Source organism: Adhaeribacter radiodurans, from assembly GCF_014075995.1.
Lineage (GTDB): Bacteria > Bacteroidota > Bacteroidia > Cytophagales > Hymenobacteraceae > Adhaeribacter > Adhaeribacter radiodurans.
The window spans coordinates 2,999,686-3,020,556 of sequence record NZ_CP055153.1 but is presented as its reverse complement, the minus strand read 5'-3'; the positions used below and the strand labels follow the sequence as shown (position 1 = coordinate 3,020,556).

Genomic DNA, 20,871 nt, shown 5'->3' with positions numbered 1-20,871 from the left:
AAATAAATTATAAAGTTGCTATGCCTCACTCCTTTATAAACTTGAAAGTTTGGTGCCCCTGATCGGATTCTAGTTGCAGCAAATACAAACCGGCAGGAAGGGAGGCTACATTTATTTGCAGTTTATCATTATTTACTTCTTGATGCGGGTTGTAAAGCATTTCCATACCGATAACATCACTAATGGAGCTTTGTAGATTAGTAACTGGAACATTCAGTTGAATTGTTAAAAGGGTTTTTACCGGATTGGGATAAATACTCGTGGCCACTATACTTTCCGCTACTAACTCCTCTGCCGTTATAAAGCATTCCCCCGCCGCTACTGGCAACACTTCAATGGCCGAAACACACGCTTTATCTACGATGGAGATAAAGCGTACATTTAGGATCCCATCGGAAATAATAATGGATTTTGTAACAATAAGGGCCTTTCTAGCTCCCCCCGCGGCTGCAAAAATATCGTAGTTACTTAACCAACTGACTCCTTCGGCGCTCACGTTAAACTTTCGTTTACCAGTTGTTATATGAAAAATTTCCGCAAAATGCAGTTTCACAGTATAAGCGCCATTCCTAATAGGAATGCTGTATTCAAAGTTTCCCCCGTTGTTAGTAGCCCGCCGGTTATCTTGGTAGAGTGCATCGTTGATTGTATTGCCAATAGCTGAAGCTGTTGAAGAAATACTCGTTGCGCCGCTAAAGTAAGTATCGGCGCTAAATTTGCCTAAGGAAGTAGCTACTGCACTACCACCCGCATTAATTCTTACCATACTAGCTTGGCCAACCGTAATAATAACCGTTTTAGAAGTGGAACTCTGGCAGCCCCAGATTACCCGGAATTTAAACGAGTCGGTGCCGGTAAAGCCCGGATTAGGCGTATAAACGCGGTGCGCATTCGAGCCGGTTACCGTACCATGTTGGGGTTGGCCAGCTATCTTAAACTCTAAAGGAGTGCCGCCGCCCGTAGCAGTAAGCGTAATGGCTTTCGGAGTGTTTATAGCTGTTGTAACACTCTGAGCTTTCGCTATAGGGTTGGCTTTCTGCACCACCAAACTGCCCCATGGCGAATGACCATCGGTACTTAGGTTGAAGTGATGTAATACCGTAAAGTTGCTATCATTGGTTATTTTAAAAATGGTCCCGCCTCCATACGCACCGCCCTGAAAGGCCATGCCGTATAATGTATTGGCAGAGCCTTTTACTAGGCTGCCTTTTGGATAGCCGCCATCCATCGTAATATTTAAACTATGTAATAAAGTAAATGAGCCCTGTGGAGTAACCTTAAAGATAGTACCATAACCGTAAGCACCACCCTCCTCTGTCATGCCATACAAATTATTATTGGTACCCTGGATTAAGCTATTGCTAAAAGGGGAGGCTCCATTAGTCTTGTCAAAATATTGAATTACCTGAAAGACACCGGACGAGGTTATTCGAAAGATAGTACCTTGGCCATATATGCCGCCAGAAGAGGTCATTCCGTAGAAATCACCGTCGACACCTTGGACTAAGCTGCCTTGAGGAAAACTACCATCTTTGAATTGATTTAAATTATAAAGTACTCTATAGGCCCCACTTGCGGTTATCCGAAAGATAGTTCCGTAATTATAGGTTCCGCCTGAGTAAGCAGTGCCGTAGAAGTTACCGTCAGAGCCTTGTACCAAGCTACCCCAAGGTTTGCCACCATCAATCGTTCCGTCCAGGTCCCAGAGTACGGTTAACGTGCCACCCGGCGTTATTTTAAAAATAGTACCATAATTATACATCCCACCTTCTAAAGTTACACCATAAAAATTACCATCGGCGCCCTGCACTAAACTACCCTGGGGGTTACCACCATCCGCAGCCTTATCAAAAGATTTAAGAGTAGAAAAGGTACTGTTGCAAAACTTATATATACTACCACTATTATCACTAGTACCCCCCTTTTGCGTCATACCGTAAAAAGAGCCATCCCAGGCTTGAATTAAGCTGGCACTTGGGTTAGCTCCCGAACCTTCGGGCAAATGAACGAGTACGGTAAAGGCACCACCGGGTGTAATTTTAAAAATAGTGCCAAGCGAATTATTTCCACCTGCGTAAGTCATGCCGTAAAAGTTGCCATCGTTGTTATTGCGTGTGAGGCTACCCCGCGCATATTTGCCATCAGGCAAGGCATTCAGATTTTTAAGAACCGTATACGTACCGCCTAGCGTTATTTTAAAAATTGTACCAAAACGATACGTTCCGCCGTAAGACGTCATGCCATAGAAGTTGCCATCAATATTTTGCACTAAACTACCGTTTGGCCAACCGCCATCAGGAATCATATTCAGGTGTTTGAGAACAGTAAATATACCCCTGGGAGTAAGCTTAAAGATGGTACCATAACCATACGTTCCACCCTGGTAGAGCATCCCGTAAAAATTTCCATCCGAAGCTTTGATTAAATTATTTACATTGGCTACTGCTCCATCGGTAATAGGATTTAAATGCCGCCGCACGCTAAAGGTGCCGATAGGCGAAATCCTAAAAATGGTACCGGAACGGTAAGTACCACCAGCTGAGGTCATGCCGTAAAAGTTGCCGTCATCTCCCTGGATTAAACTGCCGCGCGGATTACTACCATCATTCGCCTGGTCTAAATGACGCAGTACAGTTAACGTACCTTCCAGTGTTATTTTAAATACAGTACCATAACCAATATAAGGAGTGTTATTACCATACAAACCTCCTCTAGAGGTAAGTCCATAAAAATCGCCATCGGCACCCTGAATTAAACTACCGTAAGGATTACCTCCCTCCGTTGTAAGACTGAAAGAATGCAGTACGATAAAGGTACCGTCCGGCGTAATTCTAAAAATAGTGCCTCTGCCATTGGTACCACCATCCCGTGTCATGCCGTAAAAGTTACCGTCGGTACCTTGCACCAAGCTGCCACGTGGGTTGCCCCCTTCTAATAGACCATTAAAACTATGCAAACTTGTTAGCATACCGGAAGATGATATTTTAAAAATATTCCCGTAGTCATAAGTACCACCAGACGAGTTCATGCCGTAAAAATTGCCATCCGAAGCTTTAATTAAATCGCCGGTAGGGGAATGTCCGGATTTGGCAAAGGTTTTTTGAACTGTAAAACCTGATCCATTGCTTTGAATGGTAAAGGCCGTACCTGCGCTCTGTAGTCCACCAGCAGAGGTCAGGCCAAATAGAATGTCTTGTTGGGCTATGGCAGCAAAATTTGATAATAAAAATAGTAAACCGGTTACCAGCCATGCTCTAAGATGGCTAAAATAGAATGAGTTCTGCAGGTTGATTATTAAAGGGCAATTAATTGCAGAGGAAAGTAGATTTCGAACAGCTAATGTTATTGATGATTTCATAATAGACTATTCCTGGTTTAAAAATAACCTGATTACCGCAAGTAAAAGAAAGGTAAAAAAAGAGGTGGGGCTTTACTGATTTAATGAAAACGAGCTTAGTAGCTCTGCCTGTAATTTGACTTTTATTATTTACTTAATAGAAAATCATGAAAATGGCATTAAAAGTAGAAGCATGCCGCAAGTGTCAAGGGCCAGGTCGCTGGCGTGGGAATCTTTAAGCTATTAGTGCTTATGTTTAAACTTAATTCATTTACAAAATGATTGCTCGACTACCGGCATAAACAGAACTAATCGGTAGGAATTCTAAAACCTATCAGAAATAAAAGATAAACAATAATATTACAAAACACAACCTTAATTTATTAGAAATCTTGCTTTTTTAAATAAATATACTTAAATGGATTTACTTCACTTTCCGCCTAAGAAAGTCATTCAGCGATAGGGCATCTTATTTGGTTGAGTACGCTAGTGGCGGAAATTTTCATTGTTTCTAAAAATGAAATCCGAATATAGATTTAAAACCCTCCCCAAGAAAGGACCATTTTTCTGAACATGGTCATTATAGTTTAATATAAACAGTTTATCAGACCAGCGGTACAACACTTTAAATAGCTTTACTTAATTGGTGTAAAGCTATTTCAGGAGTTTGTCTAACATACTTTTTTTATTAACCTGGAGTATAAAATTCAAAAATTAAGCAAAATAGACTATGCTCCCATAATCTCCTGTTTTAACGGATTTTGATGGGAGTAAGGCTTTCATTAATAGCACAAATTGATTGCCTCAGGCACCTATTTGAAGATTAACTTTACTTTTTTAAGGTTGAGCTAAAATACAATGAAAATGTATACGACGTAGTAGTCGTTTAAGGCAACGCAAACGCCACGTACCGATCCCCTGACTTGGTTTTAAGTTTGCCTCCACCGCAGGCAATCACGACGTATTGCTTTCCATTGACGGCGTAGGTACTCGGTGAAGCATACCCGGCAGCGGGCAGTTTGGCGCGCCAGAGTTCACGGCCCGTTTTTCGGTCGAAAGCCCGAATGAGTTCGTCGCGCGAGGAAGCTATGAACAGCAACCCGCCCGCCGTAACGGCCGGTGCACCATAGTTGTCGGTGCCAGTCGGTGGTAGACCTTTAGCTACCAATTCGGGGTACTCGCCCAGCGGGACTTGCCAACGGTGTTCGCCCGTATTCATATCAATTGCTGTAAGTGTGCCCCAGGGTGGCCGGCTCACAGGATACCCCGCCCGGTCGTACCAGCGGGTAAACCCGGTGTGATGGTAGGGGGCGGTATTAAGGCTCGCCTTGCTGGCAACGGACGTTGTTTTGCCGAACAGAAAATCCACAATAGCTTTGCGCTCAGCTTCCTTTAGGTTAGTGAAGGCAGGCATCATACCCTGACCCTTAGCTACCACTTGGGCTACAGATGTCTCGTTGCGTTTTTTGGAAATACCTGCTAAAGTTGGATAGCTACCGTCGTGGCTACCTTCGCGGTTTTGACCGTGACACGAGGCACAATGCGTTTGGTAGAGTTGACTACCGGTGCGGTTAACAACTCCGGCTGACAAAGAACTTTCAGGGGTTGGAACAAGTCCCATAGTGACCGGAATTTGCTTGGAGGGAACGTACATAATGCCCTCTTCGTCCACCGCCGCTCCGCCCCACTGCGCCCCCCCGTCGGTGCCGGGGAAAAATACGGTCCGGTTGGGACTTAGGGGAAGAGGAATGAACTCCTTTCCCGATTGCCAGCGCCGAAGTTGGGCCACCACAGTATCTCGGTCGGTTACAAAGTCGTTAATATCGCTTTCAGAAAAAGATTGACGGGTAAACGGCGCAGGTTTCAAAGGGATAGGCTGAGTGGGCCAGGCTTGTTCCCCTGGGACGCTGGATGCGGGCATGGGTCGTTCCTCAATCGGAAACAGCGGCTTTCCCGTGACCCGGTCGAAGACAAAGAGGAACCCTTGTTTGGACAATACGGAAACGGCATCTACTTTTTTGCCTTCATGGACAACAGTGAATAAATTGGGAGGAGCCGGAATATCGCGGTCCCAAATGTCATGGTGGATCGTCTGAAAATGCCAGAGTCGCTTGCCCGTGGACGCGTCGAGAGCCACAAGGCTGTTGCCGAACAAGTTTTGCCCAGGCCGGTTACTGCCGTATAAATCGAAGGCCGCAGTTCCAGTAGGCACGTAGACAATGCCACGCTGGCGGTCGATGGCCATGCCCATCCAGTTGTTGGCTCCACCAAAGTTAAGGTAACCGTCTTTCGGCCAGGTGTCGGCTCCATACTCGCCGGGATGAGGAATGGTGTGGAACGTCCAGGCAAGCCGCCCTGTGCGCAGGTCGTAGGCGCGTACGTCACCGGGCAGGGCAGGGGCGATCTCCGACACCCGATGGCCCATGATGAGCAGATTTTTATACACCACGCCCGGCGTGTTGCTCACCACGTAATCGTCGGCTCCGGGGCGGGCGAGACCATCTTTTAAGTTAATTTTTCCTTCTTTTCCAAAACTGGGCACCGGTTTCCCGGTTCGGGCGTCGAGAGCGTAAAGCAGCGCGCCGTAGGCGAAGAAGATCCGGGCCTCCCGCCCATTGGTCCAGTAGGTAACACCCCGGCTATTCATGGCAAAGGTATTGTCAGTGAAGGCCGTTTTCCAAAGCTCCTTGCCCGTGGCAGCGTCAAGCGCAAAGGCCTGCGACCCCGCCGAAACACCGTACAGCACGCCGTCGATAATAAGCGGGTTACACTGAATTTGAGTGTTGTTTTTGAGTGTGTCCACCCCACCTGAAGCATATTCCCAGGCAACTTTTAAGCCCGCAACATTACTGGGGTTTAACTGCGTAAGTGGCGAAAAGTGGTTGCGATCTGGCCCACCGTTGTATTCGGGCCAGTCGGTGGTGGCGGGTTTTTCGGTCAGGCTGAGCAGGCCAACTGTCAGGAGTAAGGCTGAGTAGGTGAAACGTTTCATGAGTAGGTTTGGAGGAAAGTACGAATGTAAACAAAATGGCCGAAAGTAAAGAGGTGTTTTGTCCGGAAATACATTTACTAAACTTCTCACAAACGGATTGTTCTCCTATTATATATTACTTTTATTTACGGAGGTGTATTCTATCCACGCTGCTGAAAGAGAAACAAGCAATTCTTCTACGAGCGTACAGATGGATTCAGAAGCACAGGGTTAATAACCAGTTAAAAGATAATGTATTAGGTAACGAGTACACTATCATATCTAAAAATTTCTGAGTCTTACCCCTAATCCAAAATTGGAATTAAATGATTTCTTACCAGCGGCGCAAGAGGTAGTGGGCACTTGGCCAGTTGGATTTAATTAATCAAAGTTCTAAGGGCCCATCTCTTGTTTACCCACCAAATGATATTGCGAATTATAGTCGAAAAAAATGTGGGAGGCGGTTGGAAACCGGATGCAGGCTTATAAAGCCAGCTCAATCTTGGTGAACTTCTTTTTGATAGGAGCAGAATAGGGAGAAAGTCGGCCAACTTCTACATTCGAAAAATATAATGCCGGACTAACTGCTAATCTGGTAATTCTTTATTTAGAAGCTATTTAGTAAAGTTTAGCTTTGCTGATTTTTCGAATAAATTGCACTGTTTAAGCTAAGAAGTAGAAGTCCAGCCTAAGTTGGGCTTTGGTTTCAAAGCGGACGAGCAAAGCTTTAAAACTATTTAACTAGGCGTTAGCCAGTCCAATCACCTTTCTACTTTTGAAATTTACTGAAACATCTCAGAGACTTTTTGCAGCTGTATTTATGCCTATTATTTTATTAAAGCTCCAGGAAGTAATTTTTCCAGATCTACTTGTGATACCTTATTTTTCTTTATCCTACGTTTCTAAATTGTTTTAGTAAATTAATCAACGGGCACCAAGTTTATAGAATTAATTTCTGCAACATTTTTATTTGATACTTGTAAAGCGCGGAGAGTTACAAGTTGCTTGCCCGAAGCTATATAATAAGTACCTACTTCCATTCGCTTCCAACTACTCACTTCGTAAGCTTCTTTTCGAGGTACCCTGTCGGGGCTAGGAATCTGTGCGGAATAAAAAGCATTTTTTATAGTTGCTGGTTTGCTTTCTTTGCCAATGCGACAAACAATCCGGGAACCCACATCCGTCTTTTTACATAGGTATTCGATCTCTACCCGGTATTTCCCTGAATCCTGGCAATTAATTTCCCAAGAAATACTATCGGTGGTGGTATTCCATCTTTCAATCCAATCATGAGCCCATCCATGTCCTTCTTTAAATTTTATTCCCGCCGTTAACGAGGCTTCATAGGTGGGTAGAGCCACTCCCTTTTGGGAAACTACAATGGGTCGGTTATACATTAAATTTGCGGAAACTGCGGTAAACCATTTCTTGTAATCGTCTGTAAATTGATTTACTAATTGGCTGTTTACACTAGCGAGATCCGTTTTTTCTTCCGGATCCCGCCTCAAATCGTATAGCTGAGGTTTGTCATTTTCATATACCAAACGATACTGGCTATTGCGGAAGCCACCCGCGTTCAAATCTACGGGTACTGTCATGAAATTGACGTGGGTATAAAGATTTCGATTGGCCTTGAAAGAAACACCATTATTCAGAAGCAAAGGGACGAGGCTCATTCCGGCTATCGGTTTACCGGGAATGCTGGTGAGTTTACATAATTCCGAAAGGGTGGGATAAATATCTACGTTCGCAATTGGAACGTCAATGTTTTGATCCGCTTGGATATGATTTTTCCAGCTGATGAAAAAAGGAGCCCGAACCCCTCCCTCGTGTACGCTGCCTTTTATTCCTTTCATCATATCATTAAACCGATGGCCATTGGGACCATTATCAGATAAAAATAAGACGATGGTATTTTCTTCGAGTTTGTTCTGTTTAAGATATTGTAGAATTTTCCCGACGTTTTCATCTATATTATCTACCATACCATAAACGGCAGCTAGTTCATTGTTTAATCCTTTGTCTTTGTATTTATTAAAGTACCGATCCGGCACCTGAAAAGGAGCATGAGGCGCATTATAGGGGATGTAACAAAAAAAAGGCTTGTTTTTATTATCGGTTATAAATTGAAGCGCAGCATTCGTTAATACATCAGTGATATATCCCTTGGTTTTTACCTTGGCGGCATTTTTTTCCAGGTTGGTATTAAAATAATTAGATAAATGGCCGGCACTAAATCCTAAAAATTCATCAAAACCTTGATCGTTTGGACGACTGGGGTAATGTTGCCCATTATGCCATTTGCCAAAAATTCCGGTTCTATACCCATTAGCTTTAAATAATTCGGCCAATGTTGTTTCTTCCGGATCCATTATCTCCAGTCCTTTTGAAACCGATAAAACACCGGTACTTAAATGATGGCGTCCGGTTAAGATACTTGCCCGGGAGGGGGCACATAAAGGGCTAACATAAAAATGCGTAAATTCTTTACCTCTTTTAGCCAAACTATCTAAGTGCGGAGTTTCCACCCAAGGGTTATTATGCAAACTTAAATCTCCCCAGCCTTGGTCATCTGTTAATATAAGAATGACATTGGGCCTAGATTGGGCTACCATCCAAGTAGGTAGAAATAATATAATTCCGAATAGAAAAATACTAACCTGGAATAGAGTTTTTGTCTTAAAAGGCATGTATGTGATTTAGTAAATTCTAATTTACAAGAAATAAGATAGAGTTGTTAATTTCTAACAACCGCTAAGAAACGTTGTTTTTCCTTGCAATTAATACATTAAGTTTTACAAAAAGCTACTAAAAAGGTAACTAGTTGGGCGAGTAGGAGGGAAATAGTAAATGTTAGCATTGCTGCGGTAGCACCGTGACGAAGGAACTACTGCTGAATTACGAAATTATTATTTTTGCTGCGGCTAGCCTGCCTAGCAGGACTAATTTTGTTGGCAGCTGGCCTTTGTTTCTGAAGTTTGTTTCCTGGTATTACCGTCCAAAATAGTAAAGTTAATACCCCCAGCAAAGATCCGATTTCAATAAAGTTATGCAGGAATACATTTGCTGCTGTTACTGCAACAAGAATTACTTCCTCTATTGAAGTAGCAGGGATGCGCAGGCGAATGAGACTAACGAAAATAGCAAATAAAACAAAAAGCATTTCCACTAACATTAGTCCAAACCCTACCACCATGCCGAACCATCTAAGTCCACGGGAAAAAATAACAGCCAATTTCCAGTTAGCTACCATTAGCCAAACTCCAAAAATGTTTTGAGTAAAAGTATAAAAACCGTTGGAAAGTAATTTAGGAAAAATCAATACTGCGGAAAGAGAGGTAATAACTATTGATCCCAGTCCTATGTACGTTAAGAAGAAAAATCAGGGAATAAGCACCCTTATAGCCTCATCTCATTAAGAAAGTTGAATACTATATACAAGAAGCAACGTAACAACGTTAAATCTGATAAATATTAATTATTAAATAAACTCTACCCTTGTTCTTTCGGAAGAATGGTTTAGTGTTTAAGTAATTATATAAATTTTCCATATGGAGCAGGAAACCAAAGTAGTAATTCAGCAAAAGTTCAGGCACTTAGAGGATGCACTAGCTACCGAAATAAGTCAGGAAAGTGTTATACGGCAGTTGGAAGAAGGGGAGAATGTGTTGCAAACCGGACAGTTTATCCGCTCTACTATCCTGGTTTCGGATGGGTTACTGAAAGTGTATCGCGAGGATGAAGAAGGCAATGAATTTTTAATGTACTACCTGCAACCTGGTGATGCCTGTGCCCTATCCATAATGTGTACCTTGCGGAACGACCAGAGCGGCATTAAAGCGCGGGCAGTTGTTCCTTCCGAAGTAATTTTAATACCAGCTCACCTAACTGAGGTTTGGTTGGGTAAATATAAAACCTGGAATCATTTTGTGATTTCATCTTATCGGCAACGCTTTGAGGAACTGCTGCAAACCCTGGATAGTGTTGCTTTTAAAGCCTTAGATGAGCGCTTATTGTTTTACTTGAAGCGTTACCAGGAAGTGCAAGGCCGCGAGGTAAAATTATCACACCAACAAATTGCCGATGACTTGAACAGTTCCCGCGAAGTAATATCACGGCTTTTAAAAAAGCTGGAGCAACAAGGCGCGGTTATACTACACCGCAATTACATAGAAGCTCTAAACTTGGATATTATTTAGATTATTTAACGGGAATTCAAATTTAATTAAGAGCCGGCCAATTATAGGTCATGGCATTAAAGGTATACTTTCTACGCGTAGTTGGTTCTCTTAAAATAATTCAGAAACACCTGATTCATCCAACCAATTTTATAAGTCAACCATTAGTTTAAATTCTAAGGAGAAGTTATAATACTCGCAGTTTTACTCTAATCTTCCGGGAAATTGGTTTCTAAAAGCTGGTTGTTAACCGCTGCACTGGGTTCTGTGGGGATAATAGCCGCAACTCTTATCTAACCGGCTCCATCCTCCAGAATAATACCCGGCCACATTATCTCATTTTTTTCACCTGCCGAATGGCTTGGCAAACTCATTTGGGTTGCAGTCACTTAATAGTTTTATACACTCTGAAACCTGCTACCTGTTTTACTTTAGATTTTCTTTGAACGATATTATAGTAAAGCCACTAATCTTAAAATCCAAAACCGCCTTTCTTAATATTTTCTTCTTTAATTAAAAAATACAAAAAAGCTTAAAGTGACCAATGTCACAGAGATTGGTTTAAGAGCTGTGGACCTTTGTATCCAAAATTTAAACAGATGGAAATAATTGGATACCTTGCGGCATTGTTAATTGGGCTTTCGTTGGGTTTAACCGGGAGCGGCGGGTCTATTTTAACCGTACCGATTTTGGTTTATTTAATGCGGCTAAGTCCGGTAATGGCTACTTCTTACTCGTTGTTTGTGGTAGGTACTACCAGTTTGGTAGGTGGTTATAACTTTTACCGGCAGGGATTAGTGAACTTTAAAGCCTCTCTCATTTTTGGCTTGCCTTCTTTAATAACCGTTTACCTGTCCCGTAAATTTTTAATACCCGCTATTCCCGAAGAAGTCTTCCGGTTGAACAGCCTGGTGGTTACGAAAGAGCTGCTGCTCATGGTTTTGTTCGCCTTGCTCATGATTCTGGCTTCTTACAGCATGATTATTAAAAAATGTTGCCAGGATTGGAAAATCAATCAAAGCGAAAAAATTAATTATTGGCTGATTGTTGTTGAAGCTATTATAGTTGGCTTAATTTCTGGTCTGGTAGGTGCCGGCGGTGGATTTTTGATTATTCCGGTACTGGTAATTTTTATCCGGTTAGATATGAAAATGGCCGTAGGAACTTCGCTTTATATTATTGCAGCCAACTCCTTGTTTGGCTTTGTGGGCGATATTTTCCAGTATAAAATAGATTGGCGTTTTCTGCTTATATTCTCTGCGCTTTCCATAGCAGGAATATTTATCGGTTCGGCGTTTGCAGATAAGACTGATAGTGGCAAATTAAAAAGAGGCTTTGGCTGGTTTGTTTTGGTTATGGGGGTTTACATTCTCTTTAAAGAAATATTTATGTCCTAATAAAACCAACGTGACTTATATCACCGAAACAGGCTTAATTAGTACCGACCTTTGTATCATAAATTTTAACAACGTATTTAAAAACTAAGAATATGAAAATAGAACAAATATATACCGGCTGTTTAGCGCAGGGCGCTTACTACATCCAATCCGGCAACGAAGCGGCTATTATTGACCCGTTGCGGGAAGTAAGCCCTTACCTGGCAAAAGCCGAAGCGAATGGCGCCACGATTAAATATGTTTTCGAGACGCACTTTCACGCCGACTTTGTTTCGGGGCACGTGGATTTAAGCAAGCAATCGGGATCGCCTATTATATATGGACCAAACGCCAATCCTACTTTTACCGCCCACATTGCCCCAGACGGGGAGGTATTTAAAGTTGGCGACGTTACCCTAAAAGTGCTGCATACGCCCGGACATACCATGGAATCTACCTCTTATCTGTTAAGTGATGAGCAGGGCAAGGAAACCGCTTTATTTTCCGGTGATACCTTATTTATCGGTGATGTCGGCCGTCCGGATTTAGCCCAGAAAGCAGCCCATATGACCCAGGAAGAACTGGCCGGCACTTTATATGATTCGTTGCGGAACAAAATTATGCCTTTGCCGGACGATATTATGGTGTATCCGGCACACGGGTCGGGTTCGGCCTGCGGTAAAAACATGAGCAAAGAAACTACCGATACGCTGGGCAATCAGAAGAAAACCAATTATGCTTTACGGGCTAATATGACCCGCGAAGAATTTATTCAGGAAGTTACCAATGGCTTAACGCCACCGCCGGCTTATTTCCCGCTGAACGTAAAATTGAACCGGGAAGGTTACGAAAGCTTTGCCAAGATATTAAGTCAGGGAACGCAGGCCTTAGACCCGGAAGCTTTTGAAGCCGCTGCCAACGAAACCGGAGCCGTACTATTGGACACCCGCAACCCGCAAATTTTTGCCCAAGCCTTTGTGCCTAATGCTATCAATATTGGTATCGACGGTAGTTTTGCCCCGTGGGTAGGCACTTTAATTCCGGATATTCTACAGGAAATATTAATTATTGCGGAAGAAGGCCGCGAAGAAGAAGTTGTTACCCGTTTAGCCCGGGTAGGTTACGACCAGGCCATTGGCTACCTGAAAGGTGGTATTGCCGCCTGGAGAGCGGCCGGCAAAGAAGTAGACCAAATCCAATCGGTTTCGGCCGAAGAACTGGCCCAGCGTGTAGCGGCCGGTGAAAAAGTGAATATTCTGGATGTGCGGAAAGAAACCGAGCATTACGCCGAACATGTAATTAACTCTGAGAATGTGGCGCTGGATTATATTAATGAAAATTTTAGCCAGGTAGATAAAAACAAAACCTACTACGTGCATTGCGCCGGCGGCTACCGTTCCATGATATTTAATTCTATCCTGCGGGCCCGGGGTTACGACAGCCTGATAGATGTAAAAGGTGGCTTTAAAGCCCTGAAAGATTCAAATAAATTCCAGGTAAGCACTTATGTTTGCCCCAGCACCATGAAGTAGGTTTTTAGTATTTTTAATTGTAACCACCGGATGGTTGGTGTGCATAGGCATGCAAGTCCGCGCAGGAGTAAACCTACTGTTTTACAGCAGTTTACCAAACGGCTTATAAATCATTGTTCAATACCGGTACTCACGTATCATTTATAAATATTTAATGCTCAATTTACTCAAACAACCCTGGCCCTGGTATACCTCTGGCACGGCCATAGCTTTTATTATGGTTCTACTTTTGTTTTACGGCAAATCGTTTGGTTTTTCGTCTAATCTAAGAACCCTGTGCACCTTAGCTGGGGCAGGTAAAAAAGTTAAGTTTTTCGATTTTGATTGGCGAACCCAGAAATGGAACTTACTCTTTCTAATGGGGGCAGTGCTAGGGGGCATCATTGCTTCTACCGTGTTGAAAAGCGAGCAACCCTTGCAATTGTCAGAAGCTACTATTAAGGACTTACAGACATTAGGAATTAACTTTGACGGACAATTAAATCCTGCTCAACTATTTGGATTCGATTTTATCACTTCGCCAAAAGGTTTCCTGATTCTACTTTTAGGAGGCATTTTGGTCGGCTTTGGTGCCCGTTACGCTGGTGGCTGTACTTCCGGCCATGCTATCAGTGGTTTGTCTAATATGCAAATTCCTTCGCTGTTAGCTGTAATAGGCTTCTTTATTGGCGGCTTAGTCATGACGCATTTTTTACTACCCATAATTTTTTAGGGCATGAAAGGATTTAAATATATAACAGCGGGCATTTTGTTTGGATTGATTATGGCTAAATCAGAAGCAATCTCGTGGTACCGTATTCAGGAAATGTTTCGCTTTCAATCGTTTCACATGTACGGCATTATCTTTACGGCCGTAATTCTGGGGGCAATAGCGGTTTACCTGATTAAAAAATTCAGGGTCAGAGATACGCAGGGGAACGTAATAACTTTTAAGGCTAAAAATAGAACCTTGTCCCGGTATATGATAGGAGGCACCATCTTTGGATTAGGCTGGGCATTAACCGGTGCCTGTCCGGGCCCAATGTTTGTAAATGTGGGTTTTGGTTATTGGACCATGCTTATTGTAATATTTGGTTCTTTAATCGGCACATACTTTTACGGGGTGATCATAGATAAACTTCCGCATTAATATATTGCATTCCGGGTTGGGCATTAATAAAACAGAATGCTCTTCTGCAATGACATTTTCCTAACCAGGTAAAGCTTTTATGATTAATACCTAATTAGCTGGTAAACCTTTAAATAGCGGCCAATGTGGCCCAATTAAAACCTACCTTACGTCGTCCGGATGCAATGACATGGGTGCGGGCCCATAGTGTGATTTGTGTCCAATACAGTGTTGTCCTTCAAAAGGTTGAATACAACCGGGTGCAACGGCTAATAATTACTAAAAGGATTCGCCGGAATTCGTTACAGGAATTATTTAGGGAAATTGCCCCGGTGATTGAGTTGCGCAGAAGGGTACAGAAGAGTTAGCAGATAATATTGTTATTAAAGTAGTACAGTGGGATACAACCCCAAAAAATAAATTAACTCTATCGGTTTCGAACCAATTATTGGAGGGTAACAAGGGCAATAGGTAAAAGACTTAAGTCTCAGAACATCCTAAGAGAATAAACTAAATTTGCATTACTAACAACAGATTTTGCTAACGTATTAAAACAGACTAGCTATCATCTTGCGTTATTATAAATTGAAGATGAAAAATATAATAAATTGGATTAAGAAATTACCGGGTTGGGTATTTGCCTTGCTACTATTTGGCACCTTGTACCTGACCGGGCTGCACACCGAAGTTATTGGTCAGGTACAAAGAATAATTCTGGCCACCGGATTCATCAAACCCAAAGTAGAAGAAATAAACGAAAATACAACTCCAGGCGGAAGTTCCGCGCCAACGCTGGTTGCCGACTATAACTTTCATTTGCGCTCCCTCACCGGCGAGGAGGCTTCGTTAGAATCACTCCGGGGGAAAGTGATTTTCATGAACTTCTGGGCAACCTGGTGTCCGCCTTGTATCGCCGAAATGCCAAACATTCAAAGTCTGTACGAGAAAGTTCATTCCGATAATATTGCCTTTGTAATGATATCCTTGGATCAAGACCCGGCCAAAGCACAGAAATTTATTAAGAAAAGAAACTTCACTTTCCCGGTTTATACTCCTAATGGTCCTTTACCAGCCGCCTACGAAACGCAGGTTATCCCAACTACCTTTGTTATTTCACCCGAGGGGCAAATTGTAGCCCGCAAAGACGGTATGGCGGATTATGACAATCAGGAATTCCGGGAATTTATGCAGAAAATGACGCAGCCGGATAAAATTTTGTCCAAGGTCAATATGCCAAAATTATTATTTAGTCAGGAAGCTAAAAGCTACCTGGCCAATTAGTCCAAAATTATTTTCCTGGAAGTTCGACCCAGTCCGGATTATGCAGGTAGGCAATTGAATAAGGCTTTAAACTCTAATTATAATGGTTCAGAGTTTCTAAATCAACTTTCCTCTTTGGACACAAGTTATAATGAGTTTTTTGTGCGGTAAATGGCCGCAAAGGGCAGCTAAATTGATGCAGGAGATGGGATCTCAATGGGTGTATAATGTTTCCGAAGATTTTTCAGGGTTAAAAAGAGCAGACCTTCCATTTAGTAAATAAATCCTAGAATTAAAATATTATAGAAAAATTTCTGAAACTTTATGTTCCCTCATTCATAGATAAGGCAATTATCTGGTAAAAGAAATACTATATCCTAGTTGGAGGAATTAATTCTACTGACTGAACGGCATCACTTTATTTTCTGGCTACTATAAATAATTCTTAGGCAACAGCACCAAGCCAAGGTCTGACAGGGTTTCTGGCTGAGCTACTGCAAGAAATAACTAATCGCAGAATTAATTTCAAAACTCTTAATCGGCAGTAGTATTAACTATTGATTAAGAGTTTTTTCTTGAAAGCCTTCTTGTAAGCTTCCCGTTTTTAGAACTGGTTACAATTATAAATTCTAATTAAGGTGATACTACTTTACTAAGCTGCTTTTTTCTAGCATATTCAACGGGAGCCATTCCATTCAAAGCATCATGTGGTCTTTTATGGTTGTAATCCTCGAGCCAAGTCGCCGTAATTTCTCTTACTTCCTCCAGGTTTTCAAATAAGTAAGCATTAAGTACATTTCGGCGGAAGGTACCGTTAAACCGTTCTACAAAGGCGTTTTGCGTTGGCTTGCCGGGTTGAATATATTTAAATTCTATCCCTTGGACCTGACTCCATTCCTTCATTAAGCTAGCCACAAACTCTGGTCCGTTATCCATTCGGATCTGTTTTGGTTTTTCTCTTCGCTTTAATAGGTGATTCAGTACCCAAACTACCCGGTTGCTTTTCAAAGAAAAGTCCACTTCAATATGCAAGATTTCCCGGTTATAATCATCTAGCACATGGAAAGAGCGGAACTTTCGCCCGTTCAGCAAAGCATCACTCATAAAATCAATCGACCAAGTATAGTTCAATGTCTGCGGTACTTGCAGGGGCTGTTGGATGCGGGCGGGTAGACGCTTTTTCGCTTTACGACGCAGGTTTAAACCCAAAGCGGTGTAGATGCGATAAACCCGTTTATGATTCCAAAGATGGCCTTCTTTACGTAACCGTACATAGACCTTCCAAAAACCTTCTCGGGGATGCTGCTCGGCTTTCTGCCGTAAAGCTTCTTCCACCGGTTGGTCCTCTTTAACAGCTTGATAATAGTAAACCGACTTGCTTAAGCTCAATACCCGGCACGCCCTGCTGATGCCGGCTTGTGGTTGCTGGTAAACCTCTTCCACCAGCTGTCGCTTTTGGCAGGGCTTCAAAGCTTTTTTTCGATGATCTCCTTCGCTAATTTTAAGTCTAAGGCTAGTTCCGCATACATGGCTTTCAACCGCCGGTTCTCTTCTTCTAAATCCTTGAGCCGCTTCAGCTCGGTCGCATCCATACCGTTGTAACGTTGCCGCCATTTGTAAAAAGCCGCTTGACTCACTCCATGCTCTCGGCTAATCTCGGCCGCACTTTTACCATCCTCAAATTCCTTGAGAATTTTAGCAATTTGTTGGGGACTAAAGATCTTTCTTTTCATAAGTACTGTTCTAAGTTAAGTTTTTTCCTCTTCCTGAACAGTTCTATTTTTGGGGAAGCTTACATTCTGAAATAAAGGTTTTGAATTTAGCCCTGTCTGGCTGAGCCCTCATGACTTCTTTTTATAATTTGCACCGGTTTTAATTTATAGGTTGTATATCCAATTGTATTAATGAACAATAATGAGCTGGCCACCAAGCAACACTATCCTATATTAGATGGTCTTCGCGGGCTAGCAGCCATAATAGTTGTTACATTTCATCTAGACGAACCATTCTCCATCAGTAATTTAGATAAAATGGTTAATCACGGGTATCTGGCCGTCGACTTTTTCTTTTTAATATCTGGTTTCGTAATGGGTTATGCTTACGATAACCGCTGGTCTAAAATGACAGTAGGTAGTTTTTTCAAACGCCGTATCGAACGGCTTCAACCCATGGTAGTTCTGGGGATGACCCTCGGCGCTATCGGGTTCTATTTTACAGATTCTGAAATCTGGCCGCTTATTCATACTATTCCGCTCTGGAAGATGCTACTGGTCATGCTGATCGGTTATACTATCCTGCCGGTTCCCTTACCCTTGGATATACGTGGTTGGCAGGAGATGCACCCTTTAAATAGCGTAGGATGGTCCTTGTTCTTCGAATACATTGCCTACATTCTTTATGCTGTCTGGATCAGAAAATTTTCCCATACTACCTAAAGTGTTTTGGTAGGCCTCTCGGATATTGCCCTGATCCACCTGGCCATCACTAACGGAGATGTCAGTGGTGGCTGGACATTGAATGTGGAACAGGTACGGATTAGATTAACCCGTACCATGTACCCTTTCTTTGCCATTCTGTTACTTGCACGGGTAGCAAAGCTAACACGCATTAAACATGCTTAATTATGGTGCAGCCTTTTAGTCACCATCGTTCTTTATATGCCGCGCATTGACGATGCCGAGCATGTTTGGCTAAACGGAATCTATGATTCTGTTTGCATTATTATCCCTTTTTCGCTGATCGTATATTGGGGCGCCTGTGGAGTGACGCTTACGTCAAGGGAGAACAAAATATGCCAGTTCTTAGGGAATATATCCTATCCGCTTTACCTGGTACATTACCCACTAGTCTATTTTTACGTGGCCTGGATTAGTAATCACAAAGGCATAACAATGGTGCAAATGTGGCCCTATGCGTTACTGATTTTGATAGGAGGGATTGTTTTGGCTTATGCTGCCTGGAAATGGTATGATGAGCCAGTTCGCAAATGGCTGCGAAAAAAGTTGGCGGAGGATCGGGAAAGGAATTATGTAGTAGTCCAAATGTAACAATTATTAAATCAACAATTCGTAAATCAAGAGCGTTGCCCTTTCAGCCTATTTCCTATTACTATTTGGTAACTGTTTAGGGTAAGGATTGTTTTTCTGAGAACAACCAGGTTCATATTACATCTAACTGGTTATAACTTAGAGTTGCAATCCCATTGTGCACAGAGGAAACAATGAGGAGATTAAGTCAATATTCTGAAAAAAGAAGAAGTGCTAAAATACCAGTTTGAGCCAGACGAAAATGCTACTCCAGCGCTACTTGTATGAAGAAACAGCTAAATGCATTCTTTATAAGATTGGTTCGCCTAATAATGTAGAGCAGCCGCTGCTGTAGGTATGCCTATAGCACCGGCGGTTGGTGTGGTGCCGGAGCTACTGGTCCAGCCACTCTTTGAAAGCATTGGCTTTGCTGTTGCTCACGATGATGTCTGTTGGAAAGGCAGGTTGTAGTAACAGATGCAAGCGTCCTTTGAAGTAGGGCCTTACCTCCTGCACGGCGATTATATGCACGATGAGCTGTCTGTTAGCCCGGAAAAAAGCTTTTTTTTCCAGTTGGTCTTCTAATTGGTCTAAGGTGTGGTTGATGATATAGCGCCTACCTTGTTGCGTTACCAGAAACACTACCCCTTCTTCTGCCCAAAAATAAGAAACCTCCTCTACCGCTACAGCTTTAATGGCCTGCCCGCTCTTTACGAGAAACCTTGAACGGGAGGGCTGGGGCGGTGGTGCCTGTACCAGATGGTGCAGGTTACTTATTTCCTGCGAAACATGGTGTTGCTTCAGGTCTTCGTGCTTCTTTATGGCCTTTGCCACCTCCACTGCCTTTAAGGGTTTCAGGAGATAATCGATGCTGTTGACCTGGAAAGCCTCTATTGCATATTGGTTGTACGCTGTCGTGAAGATAATTGGACATTTCACCTCTACCTGCTTAAAAATCTCAAAACTGCTGCCGTCAGATAAGTGAATGTCGCAGAAGATCAGATCCGGGCTTTGGTGTAATATCAGCCACTCCACCGCTTCCTCTACAGAACCAATGGAAGCCACAATTCTGGCTTCGGGCCTGAGCCGGGTGATAATGGCGCCCAGGGCATCGGCTGCGAGTTGCTCATTTTCAATGATAAGTATTTTCATGTTGCTCAACTTTAAGTAACGGCAGGCGCACGATAAACTCCTGATCCATTTGCTCTATTTCCACTTCTTGGCTGGTTAGGTAGCTGTACCGGGTGCTTATGTTCTTTAAGCCAATCTTGGTTGATTTTACTTCATCGAACCGTGGCTGCAGGTTGTTTTTCACTACCAGTTTGCCGTCTGCCACAAAAATAGAAATTAAAAGGGGTTTCCGCGAAGTGGAGCCGTTGTGCTTTATTGCGTTCTCGATTAACATTTGCGCTGCTGTAGGGGGGAGCTCCAATTGCCGGTACGCATCGGGCACCTCAACCTGAAATTGCACGTTCTCGCCGAACCGGGTCTTTAGCAGGTACAGGTATGCATGTACCAGTTCAAGCTCGGTTTTTAGAGGCACCAACTGTTTGCTGCTGCTATCGAGCAGGAACCGGTAAACCTCTGAAAGCTGACTCAGGAACTGTGCGGCCTTATCCTGGTCCACATAGATGAGCGAATGCAGTACATTCAGGCTATTGAAGAGGAAGTGCGGATTTATTTGGTTTTTCAACGCTTCCAACTGTGCCCTATAACTCTCTTTATGCAGTTGCTCTGCCCGTAAATGCTCTGCCTGCAGCAGCTTTGTTTTCCGTTGGCGCTCTACAAAGTAATAAAAGAAGAGGGAAATAATAGCTCCCACCACAAAGCTCGACCTAACCCGAATAGGCAGCACCTCCACGCTGGGCAGAAGAATATTTGTTGGCAGGTACACAAAGAGTAAACACAGGAAGAGGCTGGTTACAATAACAAATGCCGCCTCTAAAAAAGCATTCATATAATCAGGAAGTCTTGGAAAAGGAGGAGCATAAAAGAGCGTTGAAATCTTAGGATGCATCCAGAATGTGGAAATAAGAAACAGCGACACGAGTAGCAATTCTTTTAGTGCACTGGCCTCAAACCA

General features: G+C 42.9%; 15 protein-coding genes and 1 pseudogene. 9 read left to right on the top strand and 7 right to left on the bottom strand.

Annotation, left to right across the window (positions count from 1 at the left end; all coding sequences use genetic code 11):
* Nucleotides 1-25: 25 nt before the first annotated feature.
* The 4 genes from HUW48_RS12290 to HUW48_RS12275 form a co-directional block, all read right to left on the bottom strand.
* The gene (locus HUW48_RS12290; RefSeq protein WP_182415947.1) at nt 26-3,358 is read right to left on the bottom strand and encodes a choice-of-anchor tandem repeat GloVer-containing protein; all 3,333 of its coding nucleotides are present in this window, start codon (nt 3,356-3,358) and stop codon (nt 26-28) included.
* 865 nt (nt 3,359-4,223) lie between these two features.
* Nucleotides 4,224-6,329 (bottom strand): outer membrane protein assembly factor BamB family protein, encoded by a 2,106-nt coding sequence (locus HUW48_RS12285; protein WP_182415946.1) that lies wholly within the window; start codon nt 6,327-6,329, stop codon nt 4,224-4,226.
* A gap of 899 nt (nt 6,330-7,228) precedes the next feature.
* On the bottom strand, nt 7,229-8,998 hold the full coding sequence (locus HUW48_RS12280) for an arylsulfatase (protein WP_182415945.1): 1,770 nt from the start codon (nt 8,996-8,998) through the stop codon (nt 7,229-7,231).
* Nucleotides 8,999-9,195: 197 nt separating this feature from the next.
* Nucleotides 9,196-9,561, bottom strand: coding sequence for a hypothetical protein (locus tag HUW48_RS12275; protein WP_182415944.1), 366 nt, complete (start codon nt 9,559-9,561; stop codon nt 9,196-9,198).
* A gap of 298 nt (nt 9,562-9,859) precedes the next feature.
* Between HUW48_RS12275 and HUW48_RS12270 the strand changes: the two genes are divergently transcribed.
* From HUW48_RS12270 to HUW48_RS12245, 6 genes are all read left to right on the top strand, one after another.
* Nucleotides 9,860-10,507 carry a Crp/Fnr family transcriptional regulator gene (locus HUW48_RS12270; protein WP_182415943.1) on the top strand — a complete coding sequence of 216 codons (648 nt, stop codon included), beginning with the start codon at nt 9,860-9,862 and terminating at the stop codon, nt 10,505-10,507.
* A 578-nt stretch (nt 10,508-11,085) separates the two neighbouring features.
* On the top strand, nt 11,086-11,883 hold the full coding sequence (locus HUW48_RS12265) for a sulfite exporter TauE/SafE family protein (RefSeq protein WP_182415942.1): 798 nt from the start codon (nt 11,086-11,088) through the stop codon (nt 11,881-11,883).
* 92 nt (nt 11,884-11,975) lie between these two features.
* Nucleotides 11,976-13,394 carry an MBL fold metallo-hydrolase gene (locus HUW48_RS12260; protein ID WP_182415941.1) on the top strand — a complete coding sequence of 473 codons (1,419 nt, stop codon included), beginning with the start codon at nt 11,976-11,978 and terminating at the stop codon, nt 13,392-13,394.
* A gap of 154 nt (nt 13,395-13,548) precedes the next feature.
* On the top strand, nt 13,549-14,106 hold the full coding sequence (locus HUW48_RS12255; RefSeq protein ID WP_182415940.1) for a YeeE/YedE family protein: 558 nt from the start codon (nt 13,549-13,551) through the stop codon (nt 14,104-14,106).
* A 3-nt stretch (nt 14,107-14,109) separates the two neighbouring features.
* A complete protein-coding gene (locus HUW48_RS12250; protein WP_182415939.1) occupies nt 14,110-14,523 on the top strand; it encodes a DUF6691 family protein in 414 nt (137 codons plus the stop codon).
* Between the two features lie 570 nt (nt 14,524-15,093).
* Nucleotides 15,094-15,783 (top strand): TlpA family protein disulfide reductase, encoded by a 690-nt coding sequence (locus HUW48_RS12245; protein ID WP_182415938.1) that lies wholly within the window; start codon nt 15,094-15,096, stop codon nt 15,781-15,783.
* A gap of 612 nt (nt 15,784-16,395) precedes the next feature.
* Here HUW48_RS12245 and HUW48_RS12240 read toward each other — a convergent pair.
* Nucleotides 16,396-17,495, bottom strand: a protein-coding gene (locus tag HUW48_RS12240; protein ID WP_394368414.1) for an IS3 family transposase whose coding sequence is annotated in 2 segments (ribosomal slippage) — nt 16,396-17,234 and nt 17,234-17,495 — 1,101 coding nt in all. Because the reading frame shifts where the segments join, the coding sequence is not laid out codon by codon here.
* A gap of 171 nt (nt 17,496-17,666) precedes the next feature.
* On the opposite strand from HUW48_RS12240, the gene HUW48_RS26805 reads away from it, so the two are divergent.
* From HUW48_RS26805 to HUW48_RS27590, 3 genes and pseudogenes are all read left to right on the top strand, one after another.
* On the top strand, nt 17,667-18,197 hold the full coding sequence (locus tag HUW48_RS26805) for an acyltransferase family protein (protein ID WP_220464026.1): 531 nt from the start codon (nt 17,667-17,669) through the stop codon (nt 18,195-18,197).
* A gap of 6 nt (nt 18,198-18,203) precedes the next feature.
* Complete coding sequence (locus tag HUW48_RS26800; protein WP_220464025.1) at nt 18,204-18,383, top strand: hypothetical protein; 180 nt, start codon at nt 18,204-18,206, stop codon at nt 18,381-18,383.
* Nucleotides 18,384-18,404: 21 nt separating this feature from the next.
* Nucleotides 18,405-18,809: pseudogene (locus HUW48_RS27590) on the top strand (acyltransferase family protein); the annotation flags it as partial.
* Between the two features lie 372 nt (nt 18,810-19,181).
* On the opposite strand, the gene HUW48_RS12230 reads toward HUW48_RS27590, so the two are convergent.
* Together HUW48_RS12230 and HUW48_RS12225 are read right to left on the bottom strand one after the other, a co-directional pair.
* Nucleotides 19,182-19,940, bottom strand: coding sequence for a LytR/AlgR family response regulator transcription factor (locus HUW48_RS12230; protein WP_182415937.1), 759 nt, complete (start codon nt 19,938-19,940; stop codon nt 19,182-19,184).
* A complete protein-coding gene (locus tag HUW48_RS12225; RefSeq protein ID WP_182415936.1) occupies nt 19,921-20,682 on the bottom strand; it encodes a sensor histidine kinase in 762 nt (253 codons plus the stop codon). Before HUW48_RS12225 ends, HUW48_RS12230 begins: the two co-directional genes overlap by 20 nt.
* Nucleotides 20,683-20,871 lie beyond the last annotated feature (189 nt).